At 60.3% G+C, this 23958-nt stretch carries 26 protein-coding genes and 2 tRNA genes; 9 read left to right on the top strand and 19 right to left on the bottom strand.

Annotated features, from left to right (window positions below):
- Positions 1-7: 7 nt before the first annotated feature.
- A complete protein-coding gene (locus CCR96_RS04610; RefSeq protein ID WP_201217899.1) occupies positions 8-574 on the bottom strand; it encodes a hypothetical protein in 567 nt (188 codons plus the stop codon).
- Between the two features lie 62 nt (positions 575-636).
- Positions 637-1236 (bottom strand): hypothetical protein, encoded by a 600-nt coding sequence (locus tag CCR96_RS04605; RefSeq protein ID WP_201217896.1) that lies wholly within the window; start codon positions 1234-1236, stop codon positions 637-639.
- 173 nt (positions 1237-1409) lie between these two features.
- Between CCR96_RS04605 and CCR96_RS04600 the strand changes: the two genes are divergently transcribed.
- A complete protein-coding gene (locus tag CCR96_RS04600; RefSeq protein WP_201217894.1) occupies positions 1410-1742 on the top strand; it encodes an anti-sigma factor antagonist in 333 nt (110 codons plus the stop codon).
- Positions 1743-1819: 77 nt separating this feature from the next.
- Here CCR96_RS04600 and CCR96_RS04595 read toward each other — a convergent pair whose 3' ends face one another.
- From CCR96_RS04595 to CCR96_RS04575, 5 genes are all read right to left on the bottom strand, one after another.
- Positions 1820-2248 carry an ATP-binding protein gene (locus tag CCR96_RS04595; RefSeq protein ID WP_201217892.1) on the bottom strand — a complete coding sequence of 143 codons (429 nt, stop codon included), beginning with the start codon at positions 2246-2248 and terminating at the stop codon, positions 1820-1822.
- Between the two features lie 142 nt (positions 2249-2390).
- On the bottom strand, positions 2391-3230 hold the full coding sequence (locus tag CCR96_RS04590) for a sulfotransferase family protein (RefSeq protein WP_201217889.1): 840 nt from the start codon (positions 3228-3230) through the stop codon (positions 2391-2393).
- 44 nt (positions 3231-3274) lie between these two features.
- Complete coding sequence (locus CCR96_RS04585) at positions 3275-4342, bottom strand: ABC transporter substrate-binding protein (RefSeq protein ID WP_201217887.1); 1068 nt, start codon at positions 4340-4342, stop codon at positions 3275-3277.
- Positions 4339-5736, bottom strand: a complete 1398-nt coding sequence (locus tag CCR96_RS04580; RefSeq protein WP_201217885.1) for an SLC13 family permease — start codon at positions 5734-5736, stop codon at positions 4339-4341. The genes CCR96_RS04585 and CCR96_RS04580 overlap by 4 nt, the downstream gene beginning before the upstream one ends.
- 8 nt (positions 5737-5744) lie before the next feature.
- On the bottom strand, positions 5745-8081 hold the full coding sequence (locus CCR96_RS04575; RefSeq protein WP_201217883.1) for an ABC transporter substrate binding protein: 2337 nt from the start codon (positions 8079-8081) through the stop codon (positions 5745-5747).
- Between the two features lie 174 nt (positions 8082-8255).
- On the opposite strand from CCR96_RS04575, the gene CCR96_RS04570 reads away from it, so the two are divergent.
- Positions 8256-9008: a thiol:disulfide interchange protein DsbA/DsbL gene (locus tag CCR96_RS04570; protein ID WP_201217881.1), complete on the top strand. Its 753-nt coding sequence runs from the start codon at positions 8256-8258 to the stop codon at positions 9006-9008.
- Between the two features lie 25 nt (positions 9009-9033).
- Here CCR96_RS04570 and CCR96_RS04565 read toward each other — a convergent pair whose 3' ends face one another.
- Positions 9034-10299 carry a hypothetical protein gene (locus CCR96_RS04565; RefSeq protein WP_201217878.1) on the bottom strand — a complete coding sequence of 422 codons (1266 nt, stop codon included), beginning with the start codon at positions 10297-10299 and terminating at the stop codon, positions 9034-9036.
- 158 nt (positions 10300-10457) lie between these two features.
- Positions 10458-10534: transfer RNA gene (locus tag CCR96_RS04560), tRNA-Arg, on the bottom strand.
- A 153-nt stretch (positions 10535-10687) separates the two neighbouring features.
- Between CCR96_RS04560 and CCR96_RS04555 the strand changes: the two genes are divergently transcribed.
- Positions 10688-10761, top strand: a tRNA-Cys gene (locus tag CCR96_RS04555).
- Between the two features lie 67 nt (positions 10762-10828).
- On the opposite strand, the gene CCR96_RS04550 is transcribed toward CCR96_RS04555, so the two are convergent.
- Together CCR96_RS04550 and CCR96_RS04545 are read right to left on the bottom strand one after the other, a co-directional pair.
- On the bottom strand, positions 10829-11755 hold the full coding sequence (locus tag CCR96_RS04550; protein ID WP_201217876.1) for a GIDE domain-containing protein: 927 nt from the start codon (positions 11753-11755) through the stop codon (positions 10829-10831).
- Positions 11756-11806: 51 nt separating this feature from the next.
- Complete coding sequence (locus tag CCR96_RS04545; protein WP_201217873.1) at positions 11807-12382, bottom strand: LemA family protein; 576 nt, start codon at positions 12380-12382, stop codon at positions 11807-11809.
- A gap of 208 nt (positions 12383-12590) precedes the next feature.
- On the opposite strand from CCR96_RS04545, the gene moaC reads away from it, so the two are divergent.
- Both moaC and yihA read left to right on the top strand, forming a co-directional pair.
- Entirely contained in the window at positions 12591-13082 is a 492-nt protein-coding gene (moaC, locus tag CCR96_RS04540) for a cyclic pyranopterin monophosphate synthase MoaC (protein ID WP_201217871.1), read from the top strand.
- Entirely contained in the window at positions 13079-13747 is a 669-nt protein-coding gene (gene yihA / locus CCR96_RS04535; protein WP_201217868.1) for a ribosome biogenesis GTP-binding protein YihA/YsxC, read from the top strand. Before moaC ends, yihA begins: the two co-directional genes overlap by 4 nt.
- 179 nt (positions 13748-13926) lie before the next feature.
- Here the strand turns inward: yihA and CCR96_RS04530 are convergent, their stop codons facing one another.
- Positions 13927-14505 (bottom strand): DUF302 domain-containing protein, encoded by a 579-nt coding sequence (locus tag CCR96_RS04530; protein WP_201217866.1) that lies wholly within the window; start codon positions 14503-14505, stop codon positions 13927-13929.
- Positions 14506-14634: 129 nt separating this feature from the next.
- Positions 14635-15321, bottom strand: a complete 687-nt coding sequence (locus CCR96_RS04525) for a hypothetical protein (protein ID WP_201217864.1) — start codon at positions 15319-15321, stop codon at positions 14635-14637.
- 193 nt (positions 15322-15514) lie between these two features.
- Here CCR96_RS04525 and CCR96_RS04520 point away from each other — a divergent pair, with 193 nt between their 5' ends.
- Entirely contained in the window at positions 15515-17002 is a 1488-nt protein-coding gene (locus CCR96_RS04520; protein WP_201217862.1) for a phosphomannomutase, read from the top strand.
- 77 nt (positions 17003-17079) lie between these two features.
- Here CCR96_RS04520 and CCR96_RS04515 read toward each other — a convergent pair whose 3' ends face one another.
- From CCR96_RS04515 to CCR96_RS04505, 3 genes are all read right to left on the bottom strand, one after another.
- Positions 17080-17697: a chemotaxis protein CheW gene (locus tag CCR96_RS04515; protein WP_201217860.1), complete on the bottom strand. Its 618-nt coding sequence runs from the start codon at positions 17695-17697 to the stop codon at positions 17080-17082.
- 240 nt (positions 17698-17937) lie between these two features.
- Positions 17938-18858: a PP-loop family protein gene (locus CCR96_RS04510; RefSeq protein WP_338035809.1), complete on the bottom strand. Its 921-nt coding sequence runs from the start codon at positions 18856-18858 to the stop codon at positions 17938-17940.
- 7 nt (positions 18859-18865) lie between these two features.
- Positions 18866-19864, bottom strand: a complete 999-nt coding sequence (locus CCR96_RS04505; RefSeq protein WP_201217857.1) for a zinc-dependent alcohol dehydrogenase family protein — start codon at positions 19862-19864, stop codon at positions 18866-18868.
- Between the two features lie 144 nt (positions 19865-20008).
- Between CCR96_RS04505 and CCR96_RS04500 the strand changes: the two genes are divergently transcribed.
- Together CCR96_RS04500 and CCR96_RS04495 are read left to right on the top strand one after the other, a co-directional pair.
- Positions 20009-20320 carry a cupin domain-containing protein gene (locus CCR96_RS04500; protein WP_201217855.1) on the top strand — a complete coding sequence of 104 codons (312 nt, stop codon included), beginning with the start codon at positions 20009-20011 and terminating at the stop codon, positions 20318-20320.
- Between the two features lie 206 nt (positions 20321-20526).
- Complete coding sequence (locus CCR96_RS04495; protein WP_201217852.1) at positions 20527-21402, top strand: sirohydrochlorin chelatase; 876 nt, start codon at positions 20527-20529, stop codon at positions 21400-21402.
- A gap of 12 nt (positions 21403-21414) precedes the next feature.
- Here CCR96_RS04495 and CCR96_RS04490 read toward each other — a convergent pair whose 3' ends face one another.
- The gene (locus tag CCR96_RS04490; RefSeq protein WP_201217850.1) at positions 21415-21822 is read right to left on the bottom strand and encodes an H-NS family nucleoid-associated regulatory protein; all 408 of its coding nucleotides are present in this window, start codon (positions 21820-21822) and stop codon (positions 21415-21417) included.
- A gap of 426 nt (positions 21823-22248) precedes the next feature.
- On the opposite strand from CCR96_RS04490, the gene CCR96_RS04485 reads away from it, so the two are divergent.
- The gene (locus CCR96_RS04485) at positions 22249-22662 is read left to right on the top strand and encodes a DUF2177 family protein (protein WP_338035808.1); all 414 of its coding nucleotides are present in this window, start codon (positions 22249-22251) and stop codon (positions 22660-22662) included.
- A 6-nt stretch (positions 22663-22668) separates the two neighbouring features.
- On the opposite strand, the gene CCR96_RS04480 is transcribed toward CCR96_RS04485, so the two are convergent.
- Entirely contained in the window at positions 22669-22899 is a 231-nt protein-coding gene (locus CCR96_RS04480) for a zinc-finger domain-containing protein (RefSeq protein ID WP_201217844.1), read from the bottom strand.
- A gap of 28 nt (positions 22900-22927) precedes the next feature.
- Positions 22928-23848 (bottom strand): branched-chain amino acid transaminase, encoded by a 921-nt coding sequence (locus tag CCR96_RS04475; protein WP_201218209.1) that lies wholly within the window; start codon positions 23846-23848, stop codon positions 22928-22930.
- Positions 23849-23958 lie beyond the last annotated feature (110 nt).

Raw genomic sequence — 23958 nt, 5'->3', positions numbered from 1 at the left:
ACCCGAATCAGTTATTCGGCAGGATGGACATTGGCCGCGACATGATGTTGACGTCACGGCCAATGCCGCCGATCGCTCCACTCATATCAATCATCTTTTGATCCATGGCCTGTAGCGCGCCGCCGAGTGAGACCATGCGGACCTGGATGCGGTCCATATCGCCTTCGACGCTGCCGAGATACTCGCGCATGCGGGACATATTCACCGACATCGCATCGACCGACGAAAAGATCGACGGCATCGGCGCGACATAACCATCCATGGCCACTACCGACTGCTCCATGGAGCGCATGATGGCATTCACGGTGTCAAAATCATCGCGCATCCTCTGCATGTCGTCAGCCATCTCGACCATATAACTCGTGATGCTATCCATGCGCGTTGTGAAGGTCGCGACCAACGCCAGCATGGCCAGCATCATCACCACCATTCCGACCATCGCGTAGCGAATAATGCTGTTGATGCGCGAGGTACTGCGGACCATGTTGTGCTTGAAGATGAACATCAAGTCTTCATGCAGGTCCATGAAGCGGTTGGCAACCTGTTGCGCCTCGTCACGTTCTTCTGGGGTCATCGCTACGGCCACTCTGGTCAAGATTCGGGAAGCCGGTTTCGACTCCGGCTCTTACTGCGGCACTATTGGCCGAAGAAAGGGACCATGCGCATCGGGCTGCTCATCTGATTCACGTTTTGGCGCATCCTGAAGACATCGCGATTCAGAAAGCCAAACACGTGATTCATCTGCAGGAGATTTTGCTCCATGCCCCCAAGGACCTGGTCAATCGAATGGACGTTCGGGGCAATTCCACCCATCGATGTCGAGATCAGGTCGACATCGTCGCGCATGCGGAGCAGCCTCTGCTCCATCGGCTCGATCACCGCGATGTTGTTGCTCATGTTGCCAACCGCGCTGTTGATGCGGGACATCCGAGCCGCCACTTGATCAAAGTCTTGTTCCATCAGATCGACTTGTTCATGCATCGAGCCCATCCGATCGGTGATCACACCCATGGCCCCAACAAGGGTCCAGATCAGGTAGAACACCGGCGGGGTGAGTAAGAGCACAGTGACGACCGAGATGCGACCGATGGTCTGAGTGCGACGGTTTGCCTTGGCACTGCGATAATCGGTGTCTTCTTCACGCCGAACCGCATCCTGCAACCGCTCGTCGATGATTCGGAACACCTCAAGCTGCGGAGAGCCTTTGAGGGCCACGGTGGTCGTTTGGTCGGTCACTAGACGATGGCCCTCGGTGGACTTGATGGATGAGCAGCAGAGCAAGAATAGCTCAAAATGGAGCGCAGAATCCGCGCGAGCCGCGGGGGAACGCCCACCGCACACAGCGACCGCTCGCCGGTCACTCCAATGCGCTCTCATGCGCATGACCCAGTCGACCAGAGGAGTCCAGCGTGGCCGCAGAATTCTACAAACAAGGCGACGCCCTCGTGGTCAAGCCCGGCAAGCGACTCGACACCACGACCTCGCCAGAGATCGATCGCGAGCTCACGACTCGCATCGAAACCGGCGAATCGAAAATCGTCTTCGACTTCGACGACACCGATTATGTCTCGAGCGCGGGCTTACGGGTGATGATGAAGGCGGTCAAGGCAACCGCCAAGCTCGGTGGCGGTGTTGGCCTCTGCCACGCCAATGCCCATGTGCGAGAGGTCTTGGATCTGTGCGGTTTCTTATCCCTGTTCAAGGCTGGCAAGACGATCAGTAAGACCATCCAAATGCTCTAGCCCGCTCACCGCAAACAGCTCCGGTCACAAGCCGCATAACGCCAAACGACTTGCCGCAATCGTCGCGCAAATGGCAATTACTCCGCGGCCTCGGCATCTGGCTCGAACCCCTTGACCAAGCGGACGTAATTGCGTCCATCGAGCCGGCGATAGCTCATCTCGTCGGTTAGCCGCTTAACGAGATGGATACCCAAGCCGCCAATCGGGCGGTCGTCGATCTCGGCGTCGGTATCGGGCTCAGCAGCCTCGGTCGTCGGATCGAAGGCCGCGGCGCCATCGCTGATGTCGATGATCAAGCGCTGCTCCTGTCGCTCGATATCGACCTCGACATCGGCCGCGGCCGCCCCACCATAGCCATGGTTGACACTATTGAGCACCAACTCCTCGACGCACAGGTTGACCGCATAGATGATCTTCATCGGCACGCCCTCTGCCATCAGCGCCATCTCTATCTGCTCCACCAGCCGTGTGACCGCGTCGGCCTGATCATCGAGTCTGAACTTCATGGGCATCCCTCCGGTTTACCGAGCGAAACGGCTGGCTGACCAACCGCCTGATCTTGGTCACATGGCAATGGCTCGCCCAGCTCGTCGGCTTCATGTGCATCTCGCACGCTTCATCTGCTGGGGTCGCACGGCGCCATGGGCATTAGCTGCTGTAGCCGAACCGATGCAGGACATCAGTGATCTCGCGGTTCGGCCGGTGCAGGCACTCGTGCTCGCTGTGGCGCCAGGCGTTGATGCTGCTCGGTGGCACCACGAGCTGCTGAGCGCGGTCGAGGATGCGGCACGACACCGACTGGCCGACATGGTCATACATTCGCGCCAATGTCTCGCGCGGCGCCCGGCACAGCTCCTCATAGGAGAGATGCAGATAATTGTCCCCAAGCAACCGCTTGCCGTCGCGGGCAGCGATCGCGTTTCCGAGCGCCCAGAGCCGAAGCTGGGCCCTGACGGGGTCAGCCTCTGGGCTCTGCTCACCCAGCAGCCAAGCCCCATGTTTGTGAAGCAAGTTCAGATTCTTGCTGAGGGCAACGTCACGACCATCGCGCACCAGGTGGATGAATCGCATCCCAGGATAGAGGCGAGCCAGGAACGGAATCACCCACATGGAACGCGGGTTTTTCCAGCCCCAGGCCGAAGATGGGTCGGGCATGCGGACACGGTGGCCTCGGATCAGGGCACGAAACAGGCGCTCGAGCTCAACGCGCTGAGTCGGCTCATCGATCATCGCCGGTTCAAAATAGCGCTGCAGGAAGAAGCGGGTCGACATCGCATCTTCCGTTCTGGGATTGACCCAAGAACCCATCCAGAACCCCGCCAGCCGCAACGCCGGTGGCAGCACGCGGGTCCCCGAGCCGCCATGGGCGCCAATCACCACCGGCGGCCGAACCTGTTGAGCCGGCTCGTCCGGCAACATCGGCAGCACCAGCGTGCGGAACAGATGGAATCGAATGTTGGCACTGGTGAGCGCGTTGCTGCTGTCCATGGATCGACGTCTCAGTGCGAGCACCCCCATGACCTCTTAACCCCTTACTGCCCCGCATCGATGTAGGTAAAGGTGGTCCGCGCAAAGGCCTCATAGATCTGCGGCAGATCAAGGTTACGCTTCGCCAAGGCGGCCTCATTGATGGCGACGACGTAGTACGCTGGAGTCTCGATGGGAACCTGACCTCCTCGCACATCCTGCCGAAGCAGCTGATCAGCTAATCGGGCCGCAACCTCACCTTGCTCGAACGGCGAGGCACCCACCGCCAGGGCGGCCCCATCCTCGACATTGAAGACGTTGACCCCAATGATCGGAATGGGCGAGTTGGCTTCTGTCCAACGCATCACCTCATCGGGCGGCACAGGCTCAGGCGTGGTCTCGCTGCGCTGCAGCTGTCGGTAATTGGCGACCAACAGATACTCGCCATCGGTACTGGGCAGTGCACGCACATAGGCTTGCCAAGAGGGATAATCCTCAGCGACAAAGGTCCCCTCGAAACGGACTGGCGACCAATCAAAGGCCTCGACCCGATCGCGATCCCGCGCCATCGATTCCGAGGGGTCCATGAGATAATGAATTCCAGGTGCTGGCGCAGCCGCATCGCCAGCCTCCTGCTCAGTCTCTTGCTCAAGGGTCAGCACCAAGTCCTTGACCGCTTGCAGCGGCTTACGTTCGAAAACACCGGTCACATTCTCAGCGCCGACGTAGCCATAGGGCTCGACTGTGTCGTTGACGCCAGTGAATACGATCTCCATACGCGGATGATCGACAAAGAAACTGGCCGCAAGCCCTTGCGCGAGATCATCGACAGCAATCAGGACATTGGGGTTGAAACGCTCGATCGCACGGCGCGCGACGATTCCCGCGTAGCGCAGCGAGTCAGGATCGGAAAAGCGTTTGGTATTCATGTAGTGCCAGTTGACACTGTAATTGGTCCAGCTGTCCGAGACACGGCGGATACCGGCATTGATATCACGTGTCCAGGCATATTCCGGGTCGTAACTTTGTAAGATCATCACCCGCGGCTTGGTCACATTGAAGACCACCGCAAAGGCGGCAACACCCACAAAGAACAATAGACTCAGGATCAACGCTGCGGGACTCTGCTTCATAACACACCAATGCGGTGCCAGAACGGGATCGCGATCAGGATCGCAGTAATCTTGAAGGGGATCAGCAGCAGATGGAACAACTGTACCCGTCGAATATCGCGATCAACCTCGCTGGTGAGCCGATCGAAAAGGAAGATATAGGGCGACTGATGCGGAAAGAACGCCGTCTCCGCCAGGATCAGGAGCACGAAGCCAACTACCCAGGGCGAGATGCCCGCATTGCTGGCAATCGGGATCAGCGCCGCGGCAAAGACGATAATAGCCTGATTCAATGGAATGAACAGACGCGCGAGCAGGAACACCGTCGATAGTGCCAAGACGAATAAGCCAAAGTCCTGGCGCATGTACTCACCCAGCCAGGACAGCTCGCCCATGATGAAGCGATCGATCCCCAGATGATTCATCGTCGCGACGATGCCGATCATACTCCCAAGCAAGAATAAGAATGCCCAGTCGATCCTGGCAATAAAATCATTGCGCGAGAGCATGCCAAGGAACAACATCAAACAGAGCACCGTCAGTGCCAGCAGGTGCACCTCAATGTGGTGCCAACTGATGGTCGCGATGCCTAAACCGAGCAGAATGACACCGATCAGCGCCCACCATTCAGTCGCTCGCATGGGCCCGAGGTCTCCCAGCGCCTGGGCGATCTCGGCCTTGCAGATATCGACATGCCGATAGGCGCTGCGGAAGAACAGCGCGCTGCAGAACAGATACGACCAGAGCAGCACGATGCCCGTCAACGAGGCCGCGAAAAACCAAAACAGGAAGTCGAAGGCTTGCTGATCCTGCGGTGGCAACAGTGCGAACACCATCAGATTCCCTGGTGCCGCGGTCAGGAACAAGGGCGCCAAGAAGTGGATCGAATCCAGCCCCGTTGTATACAGCATGGTCGAGGAGTGACGCCGTGCCCGCGCATCCCAGCCATGGGCGATATGCTCAACCACCGGCCCAACGATCGCCGCCCGACCGACGATGGTCGGCACGGTTGGCGTGAACAGGAGTCCGGTCGAGAACACCATCAGCTGGTGGGCAAAGGTATTCGCCGGCAGGTGGTGCAGCAGCATCAGCGTATAGCGCCGCGTCAGGCCCGACTCCACCACCACCACGCCCAGCCCGAGGATGCTCAGGGTCAGCATGAAGGCGTTTGACGAGAAGCCTGAAAGCACCACCGACTCCGGCGCCAAGCCGAAGATCAGGAACGACAACATCGCGATCAGCGCCGGCACGAAATCCGGCAGCAGGGACAGAAACCACATCAGCAGCGCCGTGAGCACAATCGCCGTGAACATCGTGATCCGCCAACCAACGCCCTGCGCCTGCATCAGGAAAAAGGTCGCGATTGGGATCAAGATCACCAGCAGCCACGGAATCCAGTCCCAGCGTGATCTCATGCCCGTCCCTACTGCACGCGTAGGGTCATCACGGTCATGTCGTCGGCCTGGCCGGCGCCCCGCGAGAAGCGCTCGACGTCATCGACCACACGGCTATCGATGGTTGTCGCAACCGCCGTACCGAGACCAGCGAGCACATGCTTCAGACGCTCCTCTCCATACATGGCACCGGTCGTATTCACCGCCTCTGTCACCCCATCCGTGTACGCAAACAGTGCCTCGCCTGGCGCAAACTGATGCTGCTGGGACCGATAGACCACGCCCTCGACGACCCCAAGCGCGACCCCGGGCAACAGCGGCAGCTCGCTTGGCGTGCCATCGGCGGCGATCAAGTATGGCGGATTGTGGCCGCCGTTGGCGTAATTCAGCGTTCGCGTGCTGCGCTGGTAGATCCCCAGGAACAAGGTCACGAACAGACACTGGTCATTGTCGCGCAGCAGCTCGGCGTTAACCTTGCCGAGGATGGTCTCGGGCATTGACCCAGGTTCCGCCTTGGCGCGAATCAAGGTCTTTGCTACAGCCATGAACAGGGCCGCTGGCACACCCTTATCGGCGACATCGCCGACGGCGATACACAGATGATCATCATCGATCGCGAAGACATCGTAGAGATCGCCGCCGACCTCCTTGGCTGCCAGCAACATCGCATGGACATCCACTCCAAACGGCTCCGCGACGGATTCGAAGGCATGCGGCAACATGCTGAGCTGGATCTTGCGCGCGGTCTCAAGCGCCTCCTGCATCTTGCTCTTCTCCAACGTTTCAATCGCCATTGACACGTTGCTGGTCAGGATCTCGAGCAGATCCTGATCGATATCCTCAAAGCACCGGTCGCCTTTGAGGTAGACGACATTGCCCATGAGGCCTTGTGTTTTGAACAGGGCCACGCATTCACGACCGCGCACGATACTGCTGCCCTGTTCAATCGCCGTGCGAATCAGGTCATCACCGGGCTGGGACATGCTCGGGGCCGCCTCGGCACCAACTGGGAGTAACGCACTCGCGTCATACTCACGCAGGTTGCCATGGTAGTTGCAGATCCGCACCTGATCGACCGCGTGATCCAGGAAGATGATGCGATTGATGATCTCGATGAGTTCTTCTTTGATCTCTGCTGCCGAGTCCAACTCGAGCACCGACGACATCGCGACCAGGATATCCTGCAAGCCTTTTTGGGCGCGCTTGCGCCTACGGATATTGAATAGCAGAATAAAGATAAACCCTAACAGCACAACAAAGACCAGCGAAACGATCGCGATAAGACCTTGATATCGGTAAAGAAAGGTCTCCGGCTCGTTGATGATAATGCGCTCTTTCGGCAGCGCCCGCTTTGGGATACCGAACCGCTGCATCTGCTCGTAATCGAACATATACATGTTCGGACTTTCCATCACAATTGGGATGCATTCGGCAAGCTCCCCTGCGATGATCCGAGCCGCCAATGCCGCAGCAGCCTGGCCTTGGTAATAGGACGTCTTGACCTTGCCGCCAAGCACCCCCTTACCCAACATATAGTCGACCTGACCATACAATGGCACGGCTGAACTGCTTGAGATCCGCGGCAGCACCTCCCATGGGGTAAAACTCTTGCCAGTCGCATCTTGGAAGAAGGTGAGGTAGAACACGGCCGCGGTTGGCTCCAAGGTCGCGACCTTGGCAAGCACTTCATCGAGGGTTAAATCATTCAAGAAATGGAACCGCAGACGATCTTTAAATTCAGCAGCCGCGGCCTCGAACTCTCGCCGAATCATCAGCCCTGCCGTCAGTTCATCAGTAATGACATAGATGTCTTCCACATCCGGTTGCAGCCTTGTAATGAGCTCTAGATTAGCGATAAAGTCCGCCTCCTCGTTGACGCCCGTCACCGCATGCATACCGGCAATCTGGCCGCTCCCAAAATTATTGATGCCGGCAAAGACAACAGGCACATCAGGAAATAAGCTCGCGCCATAATCGCGGACAAAATCGAGGGCGTCATCGTCAGTCACGATAATGACGTCGAAGGTAGAATCACGATACTTGTGCTGGTAGAGTGTGAGCAGGTTGGAAAAATGCTCAGGCGAATTGGTCATTTTCGTATCCATGAATTCTATCTGCAAGATGATGCTAGGATCATCAGCAAAGAAGTCCTGAATCGCCGCAACCTCATTATCGGTCCAGGAATAGCCTAGATTATAGGAATTTAGCACTAGGATTCGGTGCTTTTCAGGACTGGCTGCCTCTGCCTGCATGACCTCGGCCTCCTTCGCAAGCATCAACGCTTGACCTGCTAGTCCTGGCAGCGCCCACAGCAGCAACAGTGAGACGGGCATCAGCCAGTAGGGTCGGATGCGATTGATTCGCATCGATGGCGCACAGTAAGACATCTGAACGGAGGGCCTCTGCGGCAGGAATCCCGGACTCTCGACGACTCAACAGGAGACGAGCGCACCGGCACGGACGGGAGAATCGGTCTAACAGCGGGTCAGGATACCGCGTTAGACTCGCGCGATGCTCCCCGAAACAGACGGTTCGTGCCCATGCGTCGCTCGCCTCCTGCCTTTCGTGTGCTGGCCCTGTTCCTGGGCCCGTTCTTCACCCTGTTCTTCACCCTAACTGCCGCCTCAGCTGCGTCTTCCGAAGATCAACGCCAGCGTTACGCGACCCTGAGCGACCCACAGACGACGGGCGCTGATAACGCGGCTGATAACGCGGTCGAGGTGATTCAGGTCTTCTGGTACGGCTGCCCAAGCTGTGGTCAGCTCGAGGATCAACTCAAGCCTTTGATCGACGAGACGCATGGGCAGGTGAGCTTCCGCCGCATGCCAGCGGTGGCGCCGCGCTGGAAGCCCCATGCCCGTGCGTACTACGCTGCGGAGTCACTTGGAGCCCTGGAGCCTTTCCATCAGGCCCTCGCCAGGGCCATGCAGGACGAGCACCGCCCGATCATGACCGAAGCCGACTTAATCAACTTTGCACGCGAGATCGGCATCCATGCCGACGCCTTTCGAGCGGCCTACCATTCGCCCGAGGTCAAACATCAGGTGCAGCAAGCGGCCGCGTTAACCGAACGCTTCGAGATCGTCGGCGTCCCCGCCCTGATCATCGATGGCAAGTACCGGACCGACCTACAGCTCGCGGGCACTCAGGAGGCAATGGTCGAAGTCTCCCGCGCGCTGATCGAAGGCGCAACGGCTCCTCAATCCCGTCGCGGTCGTCGCGGTCAGCGCCAGTCATCGGTCATGGCACATGATCCGCGGCCATGGGCTCATGATCAGCCGCCGCCGAGTTAGGCTCAAATCCGCGTCAGAGTGTGGCTCAGGCTGACAACGTCTGGCTCGTCTGACGACTGGCGAGAAACAGACGCAACATAGCGGGGTGCATATCGTCGAGTTGGCGACGCAGCTCGATGTTGTCCTCGCCGCTAACCAGGCGGTGCAGCACGCTGTACAGCGCGCCACGTTCATCATCTGGGGCCCGGTCCGGCGGTACGGCGACGGCTGCGCTGCGATCGTGCAGGAGCAGCCAGGCGGGAAACTCCTCGACCTCAAGCGCAGTATCCATGTCTTCGAACCTGCTCCAGAGTTCGCACAGGTGACGATCCGGCAGCGTCGCCGCCACAAGCTGAGGTTCCACGTGGTGCGGATGTTCCCAGCAGAGCCAGGCCCAGTCTTGACGCGCACTGACGGGGTCGCGACGACGCCAGGCAGCCTCAGCATGCAGCGTGACCAGATCCGGGTGCCAACGCCAGTTAGGCTCCTGCTCGATCGCGCTCCGGACCGCGTCCCAGCGTTGCGCCCGCAGCCAGGCGTGGCTGGCGTGCAGTCGCGGTGAGGCGGGGTTGTAATCGATGCCAGCGAGCTTTTCCGCGAGCCCAGCCCAGAGGACGGTGAGGAAGTCGCGGGCTCGGTGGCCAAGAAGATCGCGGGCGGTTGACTCCAAGGCGTCGAGCTGCGCGAGCCGGTCGGCGGCATCGAGGGTGCCTGATGGCTGCAGCTTCGCCGAATCCGCCTGCACCGCATCATTGTCGCCATCATCGATGTCATCGATGTCATCGTCGACGGCCTGCATCAGCCGCAGATAACCTTGCAGGCCGGCGTGTCGGGGATCATGGCGGATCAATTCGCCGATAAGATCGCGCGCGTCATCGATGCGCCGCGCACCGAGCGCATTGCGAAGGCTGTTTTCGATGAGCAGCCCAGTCGAGTCATGGAATAGGTCGAGTTGAAGGCGATCCTCCGCGGGCGCGAATGCCTCAGCACAGGCTTGGATCAACCGTTGGTTCGAGCCCAGGTTCAGCCGGCTGTTATGACCACTCCAGCCGCGATACTCCAACGGGCTAGGCACCAAGCCCTGACCGCTGGCGTGGCTGGCAGCCAGTTGCAGGATTGCGACCACCTCGTCAGGGTCGGCGAGCAAGGCGCCTTGCAGATCAGCACGGCCACCGCTGCGCCACGCCTCGTAGTCTTCGTAGGCCAGCAGGTCGAGTGCCAACAATAGCTCCAGCGGCTCTAGCCGGCCCTGCTCTAGCAGCAATCGATCAACCTGAGCAGTCAGTGAAATACGATCTGGTACAGTGCTCATGCTCAAACCGAAGTAACGGTCTCACCTATACGGCCCAAAGTATCGCTGCCTAGCCAGTGATTCCGCGAGCGATGCGCTTCGTCGTCTTTTACGCGGACCGCTCAAACGCAGCAACCTCAGCGCTCGATGGCGATCGTGGTTAGGGTAGGAAGTCCATATGGCGCCCTCGACAGGATTCGAACCTGTGACCTACCGCTTAGGAGGCGGTTGCTCTATCCTGCTGAGCTACGAGGGCGAAGAGGGTAGGCGGACGCTTAACGGCTCGCTCAAGGAGCCAAAGAGCCAAAGCGGACACCCGTCATGGTAACGCGAGCGGCGGCTAACGGCCAAACCGAAAGCGAATCTCCAGCGTGACAAGCTTGGCGATTCCTCTTAAACTAGGCGGTCTGGCTGAGTGGCAGAGTGGTTATGCAGCGGCCTGCAAAGCCGTGGACGCCGGTTCGATTCCGACCTCAGCCTCCAAGATTTCAAACACTTAGCCGGCCTCGCGCCGGCTTTTTTGTGTCCGACTGCCATCCGGTGCCACGAGTCATTCCGCACCAAGCCGGGCCGCGATCGCAGCAAACGCAGCAACGCCGATCAATGCGCTACCGAGGGTACCGCCTATCGCCTGCCAGCGGGAATGGCCGACAAGGGCCTCCTCGCCTGCGGTCGAGATCAAGAACGGTTGGCGGGCCTCTTTGGTTGCACCAATGCGCGGCAGCACCGGCTGTAAGGCAACGCGGCGCTCGGCTTGATTGGCGAGCCAGGCCGCAAAGGCTCGTGCTTGCTCCCATTCAGAGATGTCGATCTCGCCGTCGCCATTGCGATCGAGCTGCGCTCGGCGGACGGGGTCCCGCTTCCAGCGCAGCAGTAGCTGGCGGATCAGGGCCTCTCGCTCGCGCCCACCACGCCGCGGCGTTTCCAGATGACCGAGCACATAGACCGGATCGGCCTCGGCGACGCGCTCCTCGACCATCCGGTAGCGCCCGCCGAGACCGATGACCTCGGCTAGACCGAACGTTACCGAGCGGCCGCCACCTTTGATGCGGCTGTACCACCGCTCAGTCAACCGACAGCGGATGCTGGCACCCTTGGGCTCAACCACGCAACGGCCGCTATCATCCTCAAGCAGGAAGCCATGCTCGGCCTCACCCTGTTCAATGGTGACCCATTTGCGACTGCGCCCGCTGCCGCGCTGCTGCTCGATCCGCCAGCGATACCAGCAACAAGGGATACCGGTCAGGTGCGCCGGGACGAGCGCACGCACTGGCCGCGCATGTCCACTCAACTCAACGTAGCCCTGCGCCGCCGAGCGCACCCGTGCGGTGGGTGTGTCGTGGATCAGACGCAGTCTCCAGAAGGCGCTGAGGCCTTGATGTAGCAGCAGCCCGCCAACGCCGAGGCCGAATAGAACGGCTATCCAGAAGCCCCCCGAATCTGCACTTTGAGCCAGGTTGATCAAGCAGTCTGGCATCGATTCACGCCCGAGCCCGCTGGTTCAGCTGTCCGCATCGAGCCGGCCAGCTCAGTGGCGTCCAAACAGGCCTCGCACATCAACCGCCTCGCGCGCCTCGGCGAACTGCAACAACTCGACGGGCTTGAAGGCGAACAGGCGGGCGATCAACAGATCCGGAAGCTGTTCGATACGCATGTTGTTGACGTTGACGCTATCGTTATAGAGCTCGCGACGGTCGGCAATGCTGTCTTCGAGATAAGAGATCCGCTGCGAGAGCTGCTGAAAGCTGGCGTTGGCCTTGAGGTCTGGATAGTGCTCCGCCAGCGCGAAGAGCTGACCGAGCCCACTCCGCAAAGCATCCTCGGCCTGACCGACACCGCGCACATCGCCGCGCTGGCGCGCCGACGAGACCGCCGAGCGCGCCTCGACAACGCGCTGCAAGGTCTCTTGCTCGTAGCGCATGTACTCACGGCAGACCGCGACCAGATTCGGCAGCTCATCGTGACGCTGCTTGAGCACGACATCGATATTCGACCAGGCCTTGGCGACCTGATGCTTCAATCGCACCAAGTTGTTGTAGATGGCACCCGCGTAGAGCCCGATGATCAGGGCCACAACCAGGACGATGATCAGCGTCAGGCTCATACGGCACTCCAGAGATCGAAAAAGCGAGATCGGTGCAGCTGGACCTGGGCTGACCAGCGCTGACCAGCGCATCGGCAGCCAGTGCAATGCAACGCGGTCGACCACCTCGCCTAAGTCGACCACCTCGCTTAATAGTAGTCGATCAACGCCAACGCGTTAGTTGCCCGTGCTATGGTTTCGCCATCTTCTGATCAAACTGGCAGGCGACGTGAACGAACTGACGCATTTCAACCGCGCCGGCGAGGCGCAGATGGTCGATGTCGGCGCCAAGCCGGAGACTGAGCGCATCGCGCAAGCTGAGGGCTGCATCCGGATGCAGCCGGAGACACTGCGTCTGATCGAGCAAGGCGGTCATGCCAAGGGCGATGTGCTCGGCATCGCCCGCATCGCCAGCATCATGGGCGCCAAGCGCACCGCGGATCTGATCCCGCTCTGCCATCCATTGGCCTTGACCAAGGTCGATTGCAGCTTTGAAGTGCAGCAGCCGACAGCCAACACCACCGCCGCCGTCTTCTGCCGCGTGACGGTCGCAACGCGCGGTCGCACCGGGGTTGAGATGGAAGCCCTGTGCGCGGTGCAGATCGCACTGCTCACGATCTACGACATGTGCAAGGCTGTCGACCGCGGCATGGTCATCGATCAGGTTCGACTGCTCGAGAAGCAGGGTGGGCGCAGCGGACATTGGGTACGCAGCGCATGAACGAGCCGATCACCAACCCGCTCTTCCAGCGCGCGGTCTTCCTCAGCTCCGCGCCGGACCTGGCTGCAACCCCGGATGACAGTGGCTATGAGGTCGCCTTCGCAGGCCGCTCGAATGCGGGAAAATCGAGCGCGATCAACGCGATCTGTCATCAAAACGGCCTCGCGCGCACGAGTAAGACGCCGGGGCGCACACAGCAGTTGGTGTTCTTTCGGCTCGACGACGAGCGCCGGCTGGTCGACCTCCCCGGCTACGGCTTCGCCAAGGTCTCACTCACGATCAAACGGCGTTGGCAACAGCTGATGGAGCGCTATCTCGAGCGCCGCAGCTCGCTTAAGGGACTGGTCGTGGTGATGGATATCCGCCACCCATTGACGGCTATCGACCAGCAGATGATCGACTGGGGCATCGCCGCCGGATTGCCACTTCTGCTGCTGCTGACCAAGGCCGACAAGCTCAAGCGTAGCGGGATTGCGCGCAACCTCAACGAGGTCCGCAAGGCACTCTCCGCCGCGCCAGTGCCCGTTCAGGTAATAGCCTTCTCCGCGGTCAGCCGGCTTGGCCTAAACCAAGCACAAGACCAGGTCATGAACTGGCTCGGCCTACCAGCCCAGGCATCCGCAGCCGTTGCAGAAGCTGACCTAGCAACCACACCGAACACTTAGCCGCCCAGCGCATGTGACTGCACTTAGAACTGCACTTAGTAACTGTCCATCAACGTCTTCCCGATTTGATGGCCCATGGTGAGCGATTTTCGAGAAGTACAACATGGGCAGCCACTTAGGCCTATCTCACCCTGTTTGAGCGCCCGTATCAGTCGTCTACGAGGAACGCGCAAAAGGCTTCAGAACTCCCCAGCTGCAGCGCCTTCCATCATCCCACGTAACGTATCGCGAACGCTGATAGCCTCCTGCTTCAGCTCGGCGGGAAGTTCCTTGCCGCCGTAGATCATGAAATCGAGGTTCATCGAGAACAACCAGAGCTGGCCCTCGCGGTCTTCGACCAATGCAATCCGACAGGGCATGAAACCACTGTAGTGGTTGCGGTACTCGAGCATCAGCTTGCCGACTTGCGCATCGCAGAACGAGAGGAAATTGACGTAGCGATAAGGCTCACCCGTCACCGCCTCGACCTGCTGATAAAAGGGCGATTCGCCAACGAAGAGCAGATTATTCGTGGTCGCCAGGCTCTTAAGCGAATCGATCACCTCATCGACACTCAGCCCATCTTCGACCGGCACCGACCACATCATAGCGCCGCCGGGGTCGCCGGTGGCGAGGAGATTTGCAGCGAAGGTGGAGTAGGTCGGCAGGAACTTCGGGTCAAAACTGGCGAGCCGTGGACCGAGCCAGATCGCGGCGGCGAGCAGAACGACCAAGGTCAACGCGCCGATCAACGCGAGCAGATTGCGAATCAGGGTCATGCCGGACTCCGACAAAAGACAACGATAGGGACCGACGGCAGCCCCGAGACCCGCCCCAAGCGCACCTCGGCAAGAACGCCGCGGCGCCACTGGGTCGGTCGGGTCTCGAAACCGCCAAGCGGTAGCTGATCAGTTGCTCGAAGCTGCTGGACCAACGCCCGGTGCAGCAGGCATCTCTGGCATGGCCGGACGCTCTGGCATCGGCGGCATGTCCGGCATGGCGGGCATCTCCGGCATCTCAGGCATATCGCGCATCATCATCGGCGGCATCCGGTGCATGCGCGGGCAGTCAGCGCCCATCTCCCCACAGTGCGGGTGCATCGGATAACCCCGGCCAGGATAGCCGCGTCCGTAGCCGTATCCACCGCCATGAGGAGGCTGACCGTAGCCAGGTCCCATCGGCGGCATCGGCGGCCGCTCAGGCTGCTGAGCCGCACCACCAAAGAGGGCCGCAATCGCCTCCTTCTGCTCTTCGCTCATGGCCTCAATGGTCTCGCGATAGGCCTCATAGCGCTCGAGCATCTCTTTACGACGCTGCTCGGCCTTAGCACGCATCTCCTCGACGCGCTTTGCCCGTTCCGCCATCGCCGCTTCGTAGCGCTGCTGCATCTCGGCACGCATGGCTTCCATCGCATCGGCAGATGGCGCCTCCGACGCGGCGGCCTGCTCGGGGGCCGCGGTTTCAGCGCTGGGCGCGGTCTCAGGCGCTGCTGGGGCCGCCGGGGCCGCAGCCTCTTGGGCCAGCGCAGCGCTGCCAAGACTCAGGGTCAGCGCCATGGCCGATACGGCCGACAGAAAAAAGTATTTCTTAGACATCGTGGTGGTACTCCTCATCTTAGGTTGCTTTAGGGATTGAAGGACGCGGCGACCATATCACGGTTGCCGGGAGCGAGAAAGCGACGTCAGTGGCCGCCGGGCACAGTAACCACGGAAGACCCGAGACAATCGCCATCAAGCGTATAGAATGGCGGAATTCGAGCGACGAGAGAAGCACGCGGGAGAGCGCATCATGCAAATTGGCAACTTGATGGCCGAAACCGGCGTTAAGTTCGGTACGAGCGGCGCACGGGGCCGCGTCGAGGACATGACCGATCTGGTCTGTTACGCCTATGCGCAAGGCTTCTTGCGCCACCTGCTCGGCACGGGAGCCTTATCGGTAGGCGCCGATATCGGACTTGCGGGCGATTTTCGCGCTAGCACAGAGCGCATCCTGGGCGCCTGCGCCAAGGCGGTCAGCGACTGCGGCTGCAAAGCCCATTACCTCGGCCGTATCCCAACGCCAGCCGTCACGGCCTATGGCATCGCCCAGGGTTGGCCGACGATGATGGTGACCGGCAGTCATATCCCCGATGACCGCAACGGCATCAAGTTCAATCTGCGCAGCGGAGAGATCCTGAAGGCAGATGAGGAAGGCATTCGAGCGCAGCAGATCGTGCTACCCGATGGGCTATTCGACGCGGCTGGCGCCTTCACCGACCCGCAGCACAGTGCCCTGCCGCCGGAGAATCCGGCCGCATTCGAGCACTATATCGCACGCTATCTCGACTTCTTCCCGGCTGACTGGCTCGCCGGCCTGCGCATTGGCCTCTACGAACACTCCAGCGTCGCTCGCGATGCCCTATTTCGGATTCTCACCGGGCTCGGCGCCGAGGTTGAGCGCCTCGGCTTCTCCGAGACCTTCCTGCCGGTCGACACCGAAGCGATCCGGGCCGAAGATATCGCCCTCGCCCGCGCCTGGGCCGCAGACGGGCGGCTCGCGGCGCTGGTCTCAACCGATGGCGACGGCGACCGCCCCCTGGTCGGCGACGAGCAGGGCGCGTGGCTACGCGGCGATATCGCTGGAGTGCTCTGCGCACAGGCCCTAGGCGCCGCCGCGGTGGTAACGCCGATCAGCTCCAATACCGCACTAGAAGCCAGCGGCTGGTTCAGCGAGACACTGCGCACCCGCATCGGCTCACCCTATGTGATCGCCGGCATGCAATCATTGTCGGCGCGGGGGATCGCTCCGGTGGTTGGTTATGAGGCGAACGGCGGTTTCCTGACCGACTCCGACCTTGAGCGCGAAGGCCGCGTCTTGCCAGCGCTGCCAACACGGGATGCGGTGATCGTCGCGGTCACGCTGATCGGCGCCGCGCGCGCTCACCAGCAACCGCTGTCGGCGCTCGCCAAGTCACTCCCGCAGCGCTTTACCTACAGCGATCGCCTCAAAGAGTTCCCGACGACGCTGAGCGCGGAGCGCTTTGCCGCCTTCCAGACCGGCAACCTAGCCGCCGATCGTGCCGCCCTCGATCAGGTCTTCAGCGCTGAGTTTGGGCCGGTTGTGGAGGTCGATCAGACCGACGGCATCCGTATGACACTAGCCAGTGGAGATATCCTGCATCTGCGCCCGTCCGGCAATGCGCCGGAGCTGCGGGCCTACACTGAGGCCGACAGCCCCGAGCGGGCGCGGAACCTCAACCAGCGTTGCCTGGCGATCCTAGAGGGTTGGCGCAGCTAAGAAAGTATCCATCAACTTCTTCCCGATTTTTATGGCCAGTGTTGAGCGATCATCGGTAAGTAGAAAGTGGACAGCCACTAAGCATTCAGCTTAGCCCATCGGCGGTGACCACTGACGACCCGCGCCAAGCTCCGATAACGCTCGGCGCGCCTCTCCAGCAAGGCCAGGGCACTGGCATCAAGCTCGCGCTCAAAATCCAGCAAGCGTTCATCGGCGGACTGATCTGCCGAGCCTTGTGTGTCAGCGACCAGCTCGATCAGCGATGGATCGATAAACTGCGCCCGACCGCCACTCAACCTGATCTGCAAGGTGCCTGCCGAGACCGGTCGACGGTCCCAGGGTTGAGCACAAAGCGGCTCGATCCCAAGCAGGGTATCCGCATGCAATGCGAGTGGGTCACCATCTGCCTCAAGCACGATCAGGAGATCACTGCTGGCAGCAGGCTGCAACGGCGCACCTCCGAGCACGGCCGGGCTCACTACCGGCGCGAGCACACCACGAAGATCGAAGGCGCCCATCAGATAAGGCGGAGTATCATCGAGCGCGGTCAGGCGCGGCAGGGACAAGCAGCTCAGTAGCCGGTCTGCGGCAACGGCGTAGGTCTGAGCGCAGAGCGCGAAGACCACACACTCCTCAGCGACCTCAAAGCGGGGCGGCTCGGAGATTGGCGTCGCACGACGCTCGGCAGTGATCATTGCTGGGCCTCCGGGCCATGATGGCCGACCAACCATCTTTGATGACCGGGCCGCCCGCGCTTCAACTCAAGCGCCCCGGTATCATATTTGCTGACTCAAGATAGCGCCTCGCCACTCAGGACGATGGAGCGCTTGGTTCACGCTAAGCCTAGTCGAAATTTCGTTTTTTTCTGCGCCATCCCGTCTGATTCTGTGACAAGCCGGGCAAATCGAGGCCGCGACAGCAAGCGGCAAACCGGCTCAGTCGACCGGCCCCTCACGCAGCAGCGGACGCATGGCGCGAAGCAGGCTGGCAAACAGCTGTGGATGATCGGCTTCTTCGCGCGCCAACAGCGCCTTCATGTGCTCGCGTCGGGTCGGCATCTGAAAGCAGGCCGGGCAGCTGTCGGGCACCACTGGCAGCCCGGCATGAAGGGCGAAGTCACGCATCTGCCGCTCGCGGCAATAGACCAACGGCCGGATGATCCGGACGTCGCCGGCGTCGTTGCGGTAATGCGCCTTCATGGTCCGCAACTGGCCACCATGAAACATCGACAACATCAGGCTCTCGGCAAGGTCGTCGAGGTGCTGCCCGAGCGCAAGGACGTTATAGCCGTGAGCGCGGCAGAGTCGATACATGATGCCGCGCTTCATCCGGGCGCAGTAGGCGCAAAATGAATCGCCGTCCATGTGCGCGCGTGCCTGTTCCATGATCGGCTGCCGCTCGTAGTACCAGGGCAAGCCGCGCTGCTGGTACCAGTCGGTGAGGGGCGCGGGATCAAAACCAGGCACCTCAGGGTCGATGGTCAACACCGCAAGCTCGAAGCGCACCGGGGCGTAGCTGCGAAGATGCCGCAGCACCTCAAGCAGAGACAACGAATCCTTACCGCCCGAAACCCCGAGCAGGATGCGGTCGCCGTCGCGGATCATGCCGAAGTCCGCAATTGCGCGACCGACCTGCCGCAGCAGCGACTTGGGCGGGCGCGGCAGGGCTGGCCCGGTCTGATCTCGCGCGGCCGGATTTAGCAAAACATCGTCTGCCGAGGCTTGCTCGGGAACCGCCTGATCTCGCAAGGACTGCCCTAGCAGGCCTTGGTCTCGCTCGGCTTGTTCCAGAACGGCTTGCTCTGTCACGGCTTGCTCTGTCACGGCTTGCTCCCACTTCTCGGTGGACTCCGACATCGGTCGCTCAGCTCATGCGTAGGACATATTTGCCCATCGCGCCACCGGCCTCGAGCCGACGGTGTGCAGCGGCCGCTTGCTCGAGCGGGAAACTCTCGGCAACCTGAATGCGCAGCTTGCCAGCGTCGAACAGCTCACCACAGCGACGCAGGATCTCGCCTTGATGGTCGAGGGCATCCGTCAAACCACCAAGCTGCGGGGTCAACATCAGCTCGAGGCTGAGGCGCAGGTTGCGGTTACGCGCCTCTTTCAGATCGAGATCAGGACCGGGATCGAGGATCGTCACCAAGTCTCCGTAAACCGCCATCAACGGGATGGTCTCGCGGAAGACGGCCGGCCCAACGGTGTCGAACGCAACATCTACACCGCGGCCCTCGGTCCAGTCGGCAAGGCCATCGCGGAGCGACTCTTCCCGGTAGTTGATCGTGTAATCGGCGCCGAGATCCTGCACAAAACGCGCCTTTTCCGCGCTGCTCACCGTGGTTGCAACCCGAGCCCCAGCCAGGCAGGCGAGCTGAATCGCGACATGGCCAACACCGCCAGCACCGGCGTGGATCAGAACGCGTTGTCCCGCATGGAGTGCAGCGCGATCATAGAGCGCTTCCCAAGCCGTGATCAGAACGAGCGGGGCGGCAGCGGCTTGGACGAAATCGAGTGACGCCGGCTTAGGCTGAGCGATACGCTCGTCGACAACGATATACTCGGCATAATTGCCGTGCGGTCCACCTAGTCCCCCATGACAGAACCAAACCGCATCGCCGGGCTGAAAGCGCGTGACGCCCTCGCCAACGGCCTCGACCACGCCAGCACCATCACAACCCAGCACCGCCGTCAGGGTCTCGGGCACCAGGGTACCGCGCGCGCGTATCTTGGTATCAACGGGATTGACCCCGGCCGCCTCAAGGCGGACCAAGACCTCAGTTGCCGAGCGGATCTCCGGCGCCGGCAGTTCCACCAGTGTTAACACATCTGGCCCACCGGGCTCACGCATCTGGATCGCCTTCATCAGACCTCCTCAAGGTTGCGTCGAAAGACATTTCAGACCGAGCCTCATCAGGATTTTCATCAAGCCCTTCATCAATCCTTATTGCGTACACTACACTTAAACCTTTGGGCCGATACCGCATCGGTATCTGACTGAGAGAATCGCATGCAGATCGAACATTGGCACTCTGATCAGGATGGGCCGCTCACTGAACTCGCACTGCGCCATAAGCTCGAGCGGCGCGGCTATAAGGTCAGCCGCTACGTCTACTCGCCGGGCATGTTCTTTCCCGCCCACGATCACGCCGATGACAAGATCGACGCCATCTTATCCGGATGCTTTCGGATCACCATGCAAGGCCAAGAGGCCGTTTTAGAGGCTGGTGATGTTGTCGTCATACCGAAGCACATGATGCATACCGCCGAGGTCGTCGGCGACGAGCCGGTGGTCTGCTTCGACGCCGTCCGCGCGTCCTAGCCTCAAGGCGTTGGTCCTCGAACATTAGCCCAAACCAGTCTGTCAGACGAGCCTGCGCACCGGCGTCACCATGCTGGCGCCATGATGCTGTCGCCTCCATTCCAGCCTCACCATTGAAGAGCGCGCCGAGTGCCGCGACCTTCCTGGCCTGCGGCAGCCTCTCGCTGCTGCCGCGAATCCACGCTGCCGCAGGAGAATGCCCCCGAATGACGACCATCATGCTTGTCGATAACGGCTCCCGCCGCGCCGAGGCGACAATCGCCCTGCGACGCCTCAGCGCGGCGCTCGCACACAAGCTCGGATTCCCGGTTCACCCGGTCTCACTGTTGCATTCCTCGAAGGTGCCAGCAGATCAACTCGGCGGCCGTCCAGCTGATATTTTGGAAACCTTTCTTACGCGCAAGGCCGCTGAGGGCCACAAAGATTTTCTTGCAGTGCCGCTATTCTTTGGACTGAGTCGCGCCTTAACCAAGCTGATCCCGGAAACAGCCGCACAGGTCAGCGCAGCCGGATATCCGGTGCAGGTCGCAGTCGCCGACGAACTCTGTCCATTGCCAAACGGCGAACCGCGGCTCGCGATGATCCTTGACCGCGCCATTCGCACAGCAATCCACGGGCTGAGCCAGGCAACTGCGAACAAGCAACCACCCCATGCACTCGTGGTCGATCACGGATCGCCCATTCCAGAGGTCACCGCGGTCCGGCGCTGGCTGACAGCCGAGCTTCAGGGTTTAGCAGATGGGGATTACCGACTCGGCGAAGCGGCAATGGAGCGACGTCCTGGGCCTGAATACGCCTTCAACGGCGCCTTGCTCGAGGAGGCACTGGCCACGATTGGCGCCTCAGAGCCTGAGGCCCAAGTCGTGGTTGGCATGCAATTCATTGGGCCAGGACGCCATGCCGGAAGGCATGGCGATGTGGCTTCAATCTGTCAGGAGGCTCAGCGGCAATTTCCCAACCTGGAGATTTGCATTTCCCGATTGGTCGGCGAGGATGAGGCGTTGATCGACATCTTGTACGACCGTGCCAAGCTGGCGCTGCACTCAAGCAGCAGGGTATCCCTACCCCACTCCGCCGCATAAGCGACGCTGTACTCAATCCTGAACAGGCTGAAGATGATTGGTCTTGAAGGACTCGCGGTCGTCTTTTTTACCTGAATCCAGACCCAAGGCTGCCATCTTTTCCTTCATCCAGCGCGGTAGCACACCACGGGAGTAGACATTGTTCGGGTTTTCCGGATCGACATAGCGCGTGTAGTTTCCGCTACCCGCCTTCTTGACTCCGCTGCCAGCGCGACGGCGTCGCGAAGATGGCATCAGATGGCTGAAAATCTCCTCGACATCGTGTCCACGAGACTCAATGATGTCGCGAACCTCCTGAGCCAGCTCAGACTTTTCGGCCTGCCAGCGTTGGTTGAGTGCCTTCTGTAACTCGGCCTCTCGTTGTTTGGTCTGCTCGATCTGAGTTTTCAGCTCTTCGGCCGAAAGATGTTGATATTCCACTAATCGCCTCCGGGGCGGATGAATCAAAAAACACATCGCCCAGCAAGCGCATGACACTTGCTGGGCGGCTCGTAACCCTGTTGATCAGCTCGAACAGCGGCAAATGCTGCCAAGTCTTTTTTGTATAAACAGGCGCTGGCGCAGCCTGAGATCGCTCAGCAGATCGCTCAGCAGATCGCTCAGCGAACTACCCTATTTGTGTCAGGCAACAGCATGGCAGGACGACTGATCAAGCCTATTGGCGTTATTGGTGCTGCCGGATACGCTGTTCCAGCGGCTTACTCTTGGTCACCCATATTAATTTAAACGCAAATAAGGAAAAGTCAAGCCAGAACCCAGCGCGAGCATCCGTTATGCTAACCAATCGACGGTAAACACTTGCCTATTCTTGGTCCGCCATGTTGATCCACCATGAGGTCGCCCGCTGTGTTCTACATCAATCTTTACCTACTGACCGTGCCGCTGTTTTTTCTGCTCGATATGCTCTGGCTCGGGGTTGTTGCGCGCGACTTTTATCACGGCAACCTCAGCCATCTGCTCGCTGATCAGGTGGACTGGGTAGCGGCAATCATCTTTTACCTGATCTATATCGCCGGCATCCTGCTGTTTGCCGTTTTGCCTGGGCTGGCGGCCGATTCGGTGCGAAAGACAGCCGTTGCAGCGGCCGGTTTTGGCTTTTTTACCTATGCAACCTATGAGTTTACCAATCGTGCAACGCTGCCAGACTGGCCGATAAAGATCGTGCTCGTCGATATCCTATGGGGAATAACACTATGCACACTCGTGGGCATTGCTGCCCATTTTATCGGGAAGAAACTGATGGTTGCCGGGGGAAATTGACCGGGATTAGTTCCGCTGCAACCGATAGCGCGTTCCACAATAGGGGCACGTCAGCTCGCCGCTCGGTTCGTCATCGATCGGCAGATAGACCCGTGGGTGCATGTTCCAGACCTCGTCCCCGGGGAGTGGACAGCTGAGAGGAAGATCTTTTAGCGTCACCAAGCGCACCTCGGTATCCTGTGGCGGCGGCTTGACATCGGCAGTATCGAGTGCAGGATCGACGATTTGCTCGTCCATAGGTTCTTGCTCGCTTAACAACTTGTCGTCAGAGATAGGTGAGCCAGTCGGCGTGGGCTTCGCTATTGCCCTGCACCACATCGAAATACATCGACTGCAGGCGCTCAGTCACGGGACCACGCATGCCCGCACCGATCTCACGGCCGTCGACCGAGCGAATCGGCGTGACCTCGGCTGCGGTGCCGGTGAAGAAGGCCTCGTCGGCGATATAGACCTCGTCGCGCGTTATCCGCTTGGTCACCACTTGCAGGCCGATCTGATCAGCGAACGTCATGATCGTGCGCCGGGTAATGCCATCCAGCGCCGAGGTCAGCTCCGGCGTATAGAGCACGCCATCGCGCACTAGGAATACATTTTCGCCGCTGCCCTCGGTGACATAACCTTCTGCATCGAGCAGCAGGGCTTCGTCGTAGCCGTCGCGGATCGCCTCCTGCAAGGCCATCATCGAGTTCATGTAATTCCCATTGGCCTTGGCCCGGCACATGGTGGCATTGACATGATGTCGGGTAAAGGAAGAGACGCGCACGCGGATGCCATTGGTCATGTTCTCTTCACCCAGATACGAGCCCCAATCCCAGGCAGCAACGATGCAGTGAACACGCAGATTGTCGGCGCGCAGCCCCATGCCCTCAGACCCGTAGAAGCACATCGGCCGTATATAGGCCGAGCTCAGCCCATTCTCGCGCACGGCAATACATTGCGCTTCGTCAATGGTCTCGCGGTCATAGGGGATTCGCATGCCGAGGATATGCGCCGAGTTGAATAGGCGCTGCGTATGATCTCGCAGACGAAAGATCGCAGGACCGCGCGCGGTCGCATAGGCGCGAACGCCTTCGAACACACCCATGCCATAGTGCAGCGTGTGGGTCAGCACATGCACTTGAGCCTCACGCCAGGGCACTACCTCGCCGTTATGCCAAATGAGACCATCACGATCGTGCATCGTCATCGTCATCGTTATGAAACTCCAGTTCCGAAGGCCCGCGCAGCGCAGGCGTTGTGAGAGTACGATCGGCCGAAGGCACTGCAACCCTGGTGCAACGCTGGTGCAACCCTAGG

It is taken from the genome of Halochromatium roseum (assembly GCF_016653315.1).
GTDB classification, from domain to species: domain Bacteria; phylum Pseudomonadota; class Gammaproteobacteria; order Chromatiales; family Chromatiaceae; genus Lamprobacter; species Lamprobacter roseus.
Note: the sequence above shows the minus strand (reverse complement) of the source record. Positions and strands in the feature narration are given on the sequence as shown.

Coding starts and splice junctions, on each gene's coding strand:
- CCR96_RS04475 (WP_201218209.1), bottom strand. CDS start 23,848: ATGACGATGCACGATCGTGATGGTCTCATTTGGCATAACGGCGAGGTA.
- CCR96_RS04550 (WP_201217876.1), bottom strand. CDS start 11,755: ATGCCAGACTGCTTGATCAACCTGGCTCAAAGTGCAGATTCGGGGGGC.
- CCR96_RS04515 (WP_201217860.1), bottom strand. CDS start 17,697: ATGATCACTGCCGAGCGTCGTGCGACGCCAATCTCCGAGCCGCCCCGC.
- CCR96_RS04595 (WP_201217892.1), bottom strand. CDS start 2,248: ATGAAGTTCAGACTCGATGATCAGGCCGACGCGGTCACACGGCTGGTG.
- CCR96_RS04585 (WP_201217887.1), bottom strand. CDS start 4,342: ATGAAGCAGAGTCCCGCAGCGTTGATCCTGAGTCTATTGTTCTTTGTG.
- CCR96_RS04495 (WP_201217852.1), top strand. CDS start 20,527: ATGACGACCATCATGCTTGTCGATAACGGCTCCCGCCGCGCCGAGGCG.
- CCR96_RS04545 (WP_201217873.1), bottom strand. CDS start 12,382: ATGAGCCTGACGCTGATCATCGTCCTGGTTGTGGCCCTGATCATCGGG.
- CCR96_RS04590 (WP_201217889.1), bottom strand. CDS start 3,230: ATGGACAGCAGCAACGCGCTCACCAGTGCCAACATTCGATTCCATCTG.
- CCR96_RS04610 (WP_201217899.1), bottom strand. CDS start 574: ATGACCCCAGAAGAACGTGACGAGGCGCAACAGGTTGCCAACCGCTTC.
- CCR96_RS04570 (WP_201217881.1), top strand. CDS start 8,256: ATGCGTCGCTCGCCTCCTGCCTTTCGTGTGCTGGCCCTGTTCCTGGGC.
- CCR96_RS04530 (WP_201217866.1), bottom strand. CDS start 14,505: ATGACCCTGATTCGCAATCTGCTCGCGTTGATCGGCGCGTTGACCTTG.
- CCR96_RS04480 (WP_201217844.1), bottom strand. CDS start 22,899: ATGGACGAGCAAATCGTCGATCCTGCACTCGATACTGCCGATGTCAAG.
- CCR96_RS04575 (WP_201217883.1), bottom strand. CDS start 8,081: ATGCGAATCAATCGCATCCGACCCTACTGGCTGATGCCCGTCTCACTG.
- CCR96_RS04525 (WP_201217864.1), bottom strand. CDS start 15,321: ATGTCTAAGAAATACTTTTTTCTGTCGGCCGTATCGGCCATGGCGCTG.
- CCR96_RS04500 (WP_201217855.1), top strand. CDS start 20,009: ATGCAGATCGAACATTGGCACTCTGATCAGGATGGGCCGCTCACTGAA.
- CCR96_RS04580 (WP_201217885.1), bottom strand. CDS start 5,736: ATGAGATCACGCTGGGACTGGATTCCGTGGCTGCTGGTGATCTTGATC.
- CCR96_RS04505 (WP_201217857.1), bottom strand. CDS start 19,864: ATGAAGGCGATCCAGATGCGTGAGCCCGGTGGGCCAGATGTGTTAACA.
- CCR96_RS04510 (WP_338035809.1), bottom strand. CDS start 18,858: ATGTCGGAGTCCACCGAGAAGTGGGAGCAAGCCGTGACAGAGCAAGCC.
- CCR96_RS04520 (WP_201217862.1), top strand. CDS start 15,515: ATGCAAATTGGCAACTTGATGGCCGAAACCGGCGTTAAGTTCGGTACG.
- yihA (WP_201217868.1), top strand. CDS start 13,079: ATGAACGAGCCGATCACCAACCCGCTCTTCCAGCGCGCGGTCTTCCTC.
- CCR96_RS04565 (WP_201217878.1), bottom strand. CDS start 10,299: ATGAGCACTGTACCAGATCGTATTTCACTGACTGCTCAGGTTGATCGA.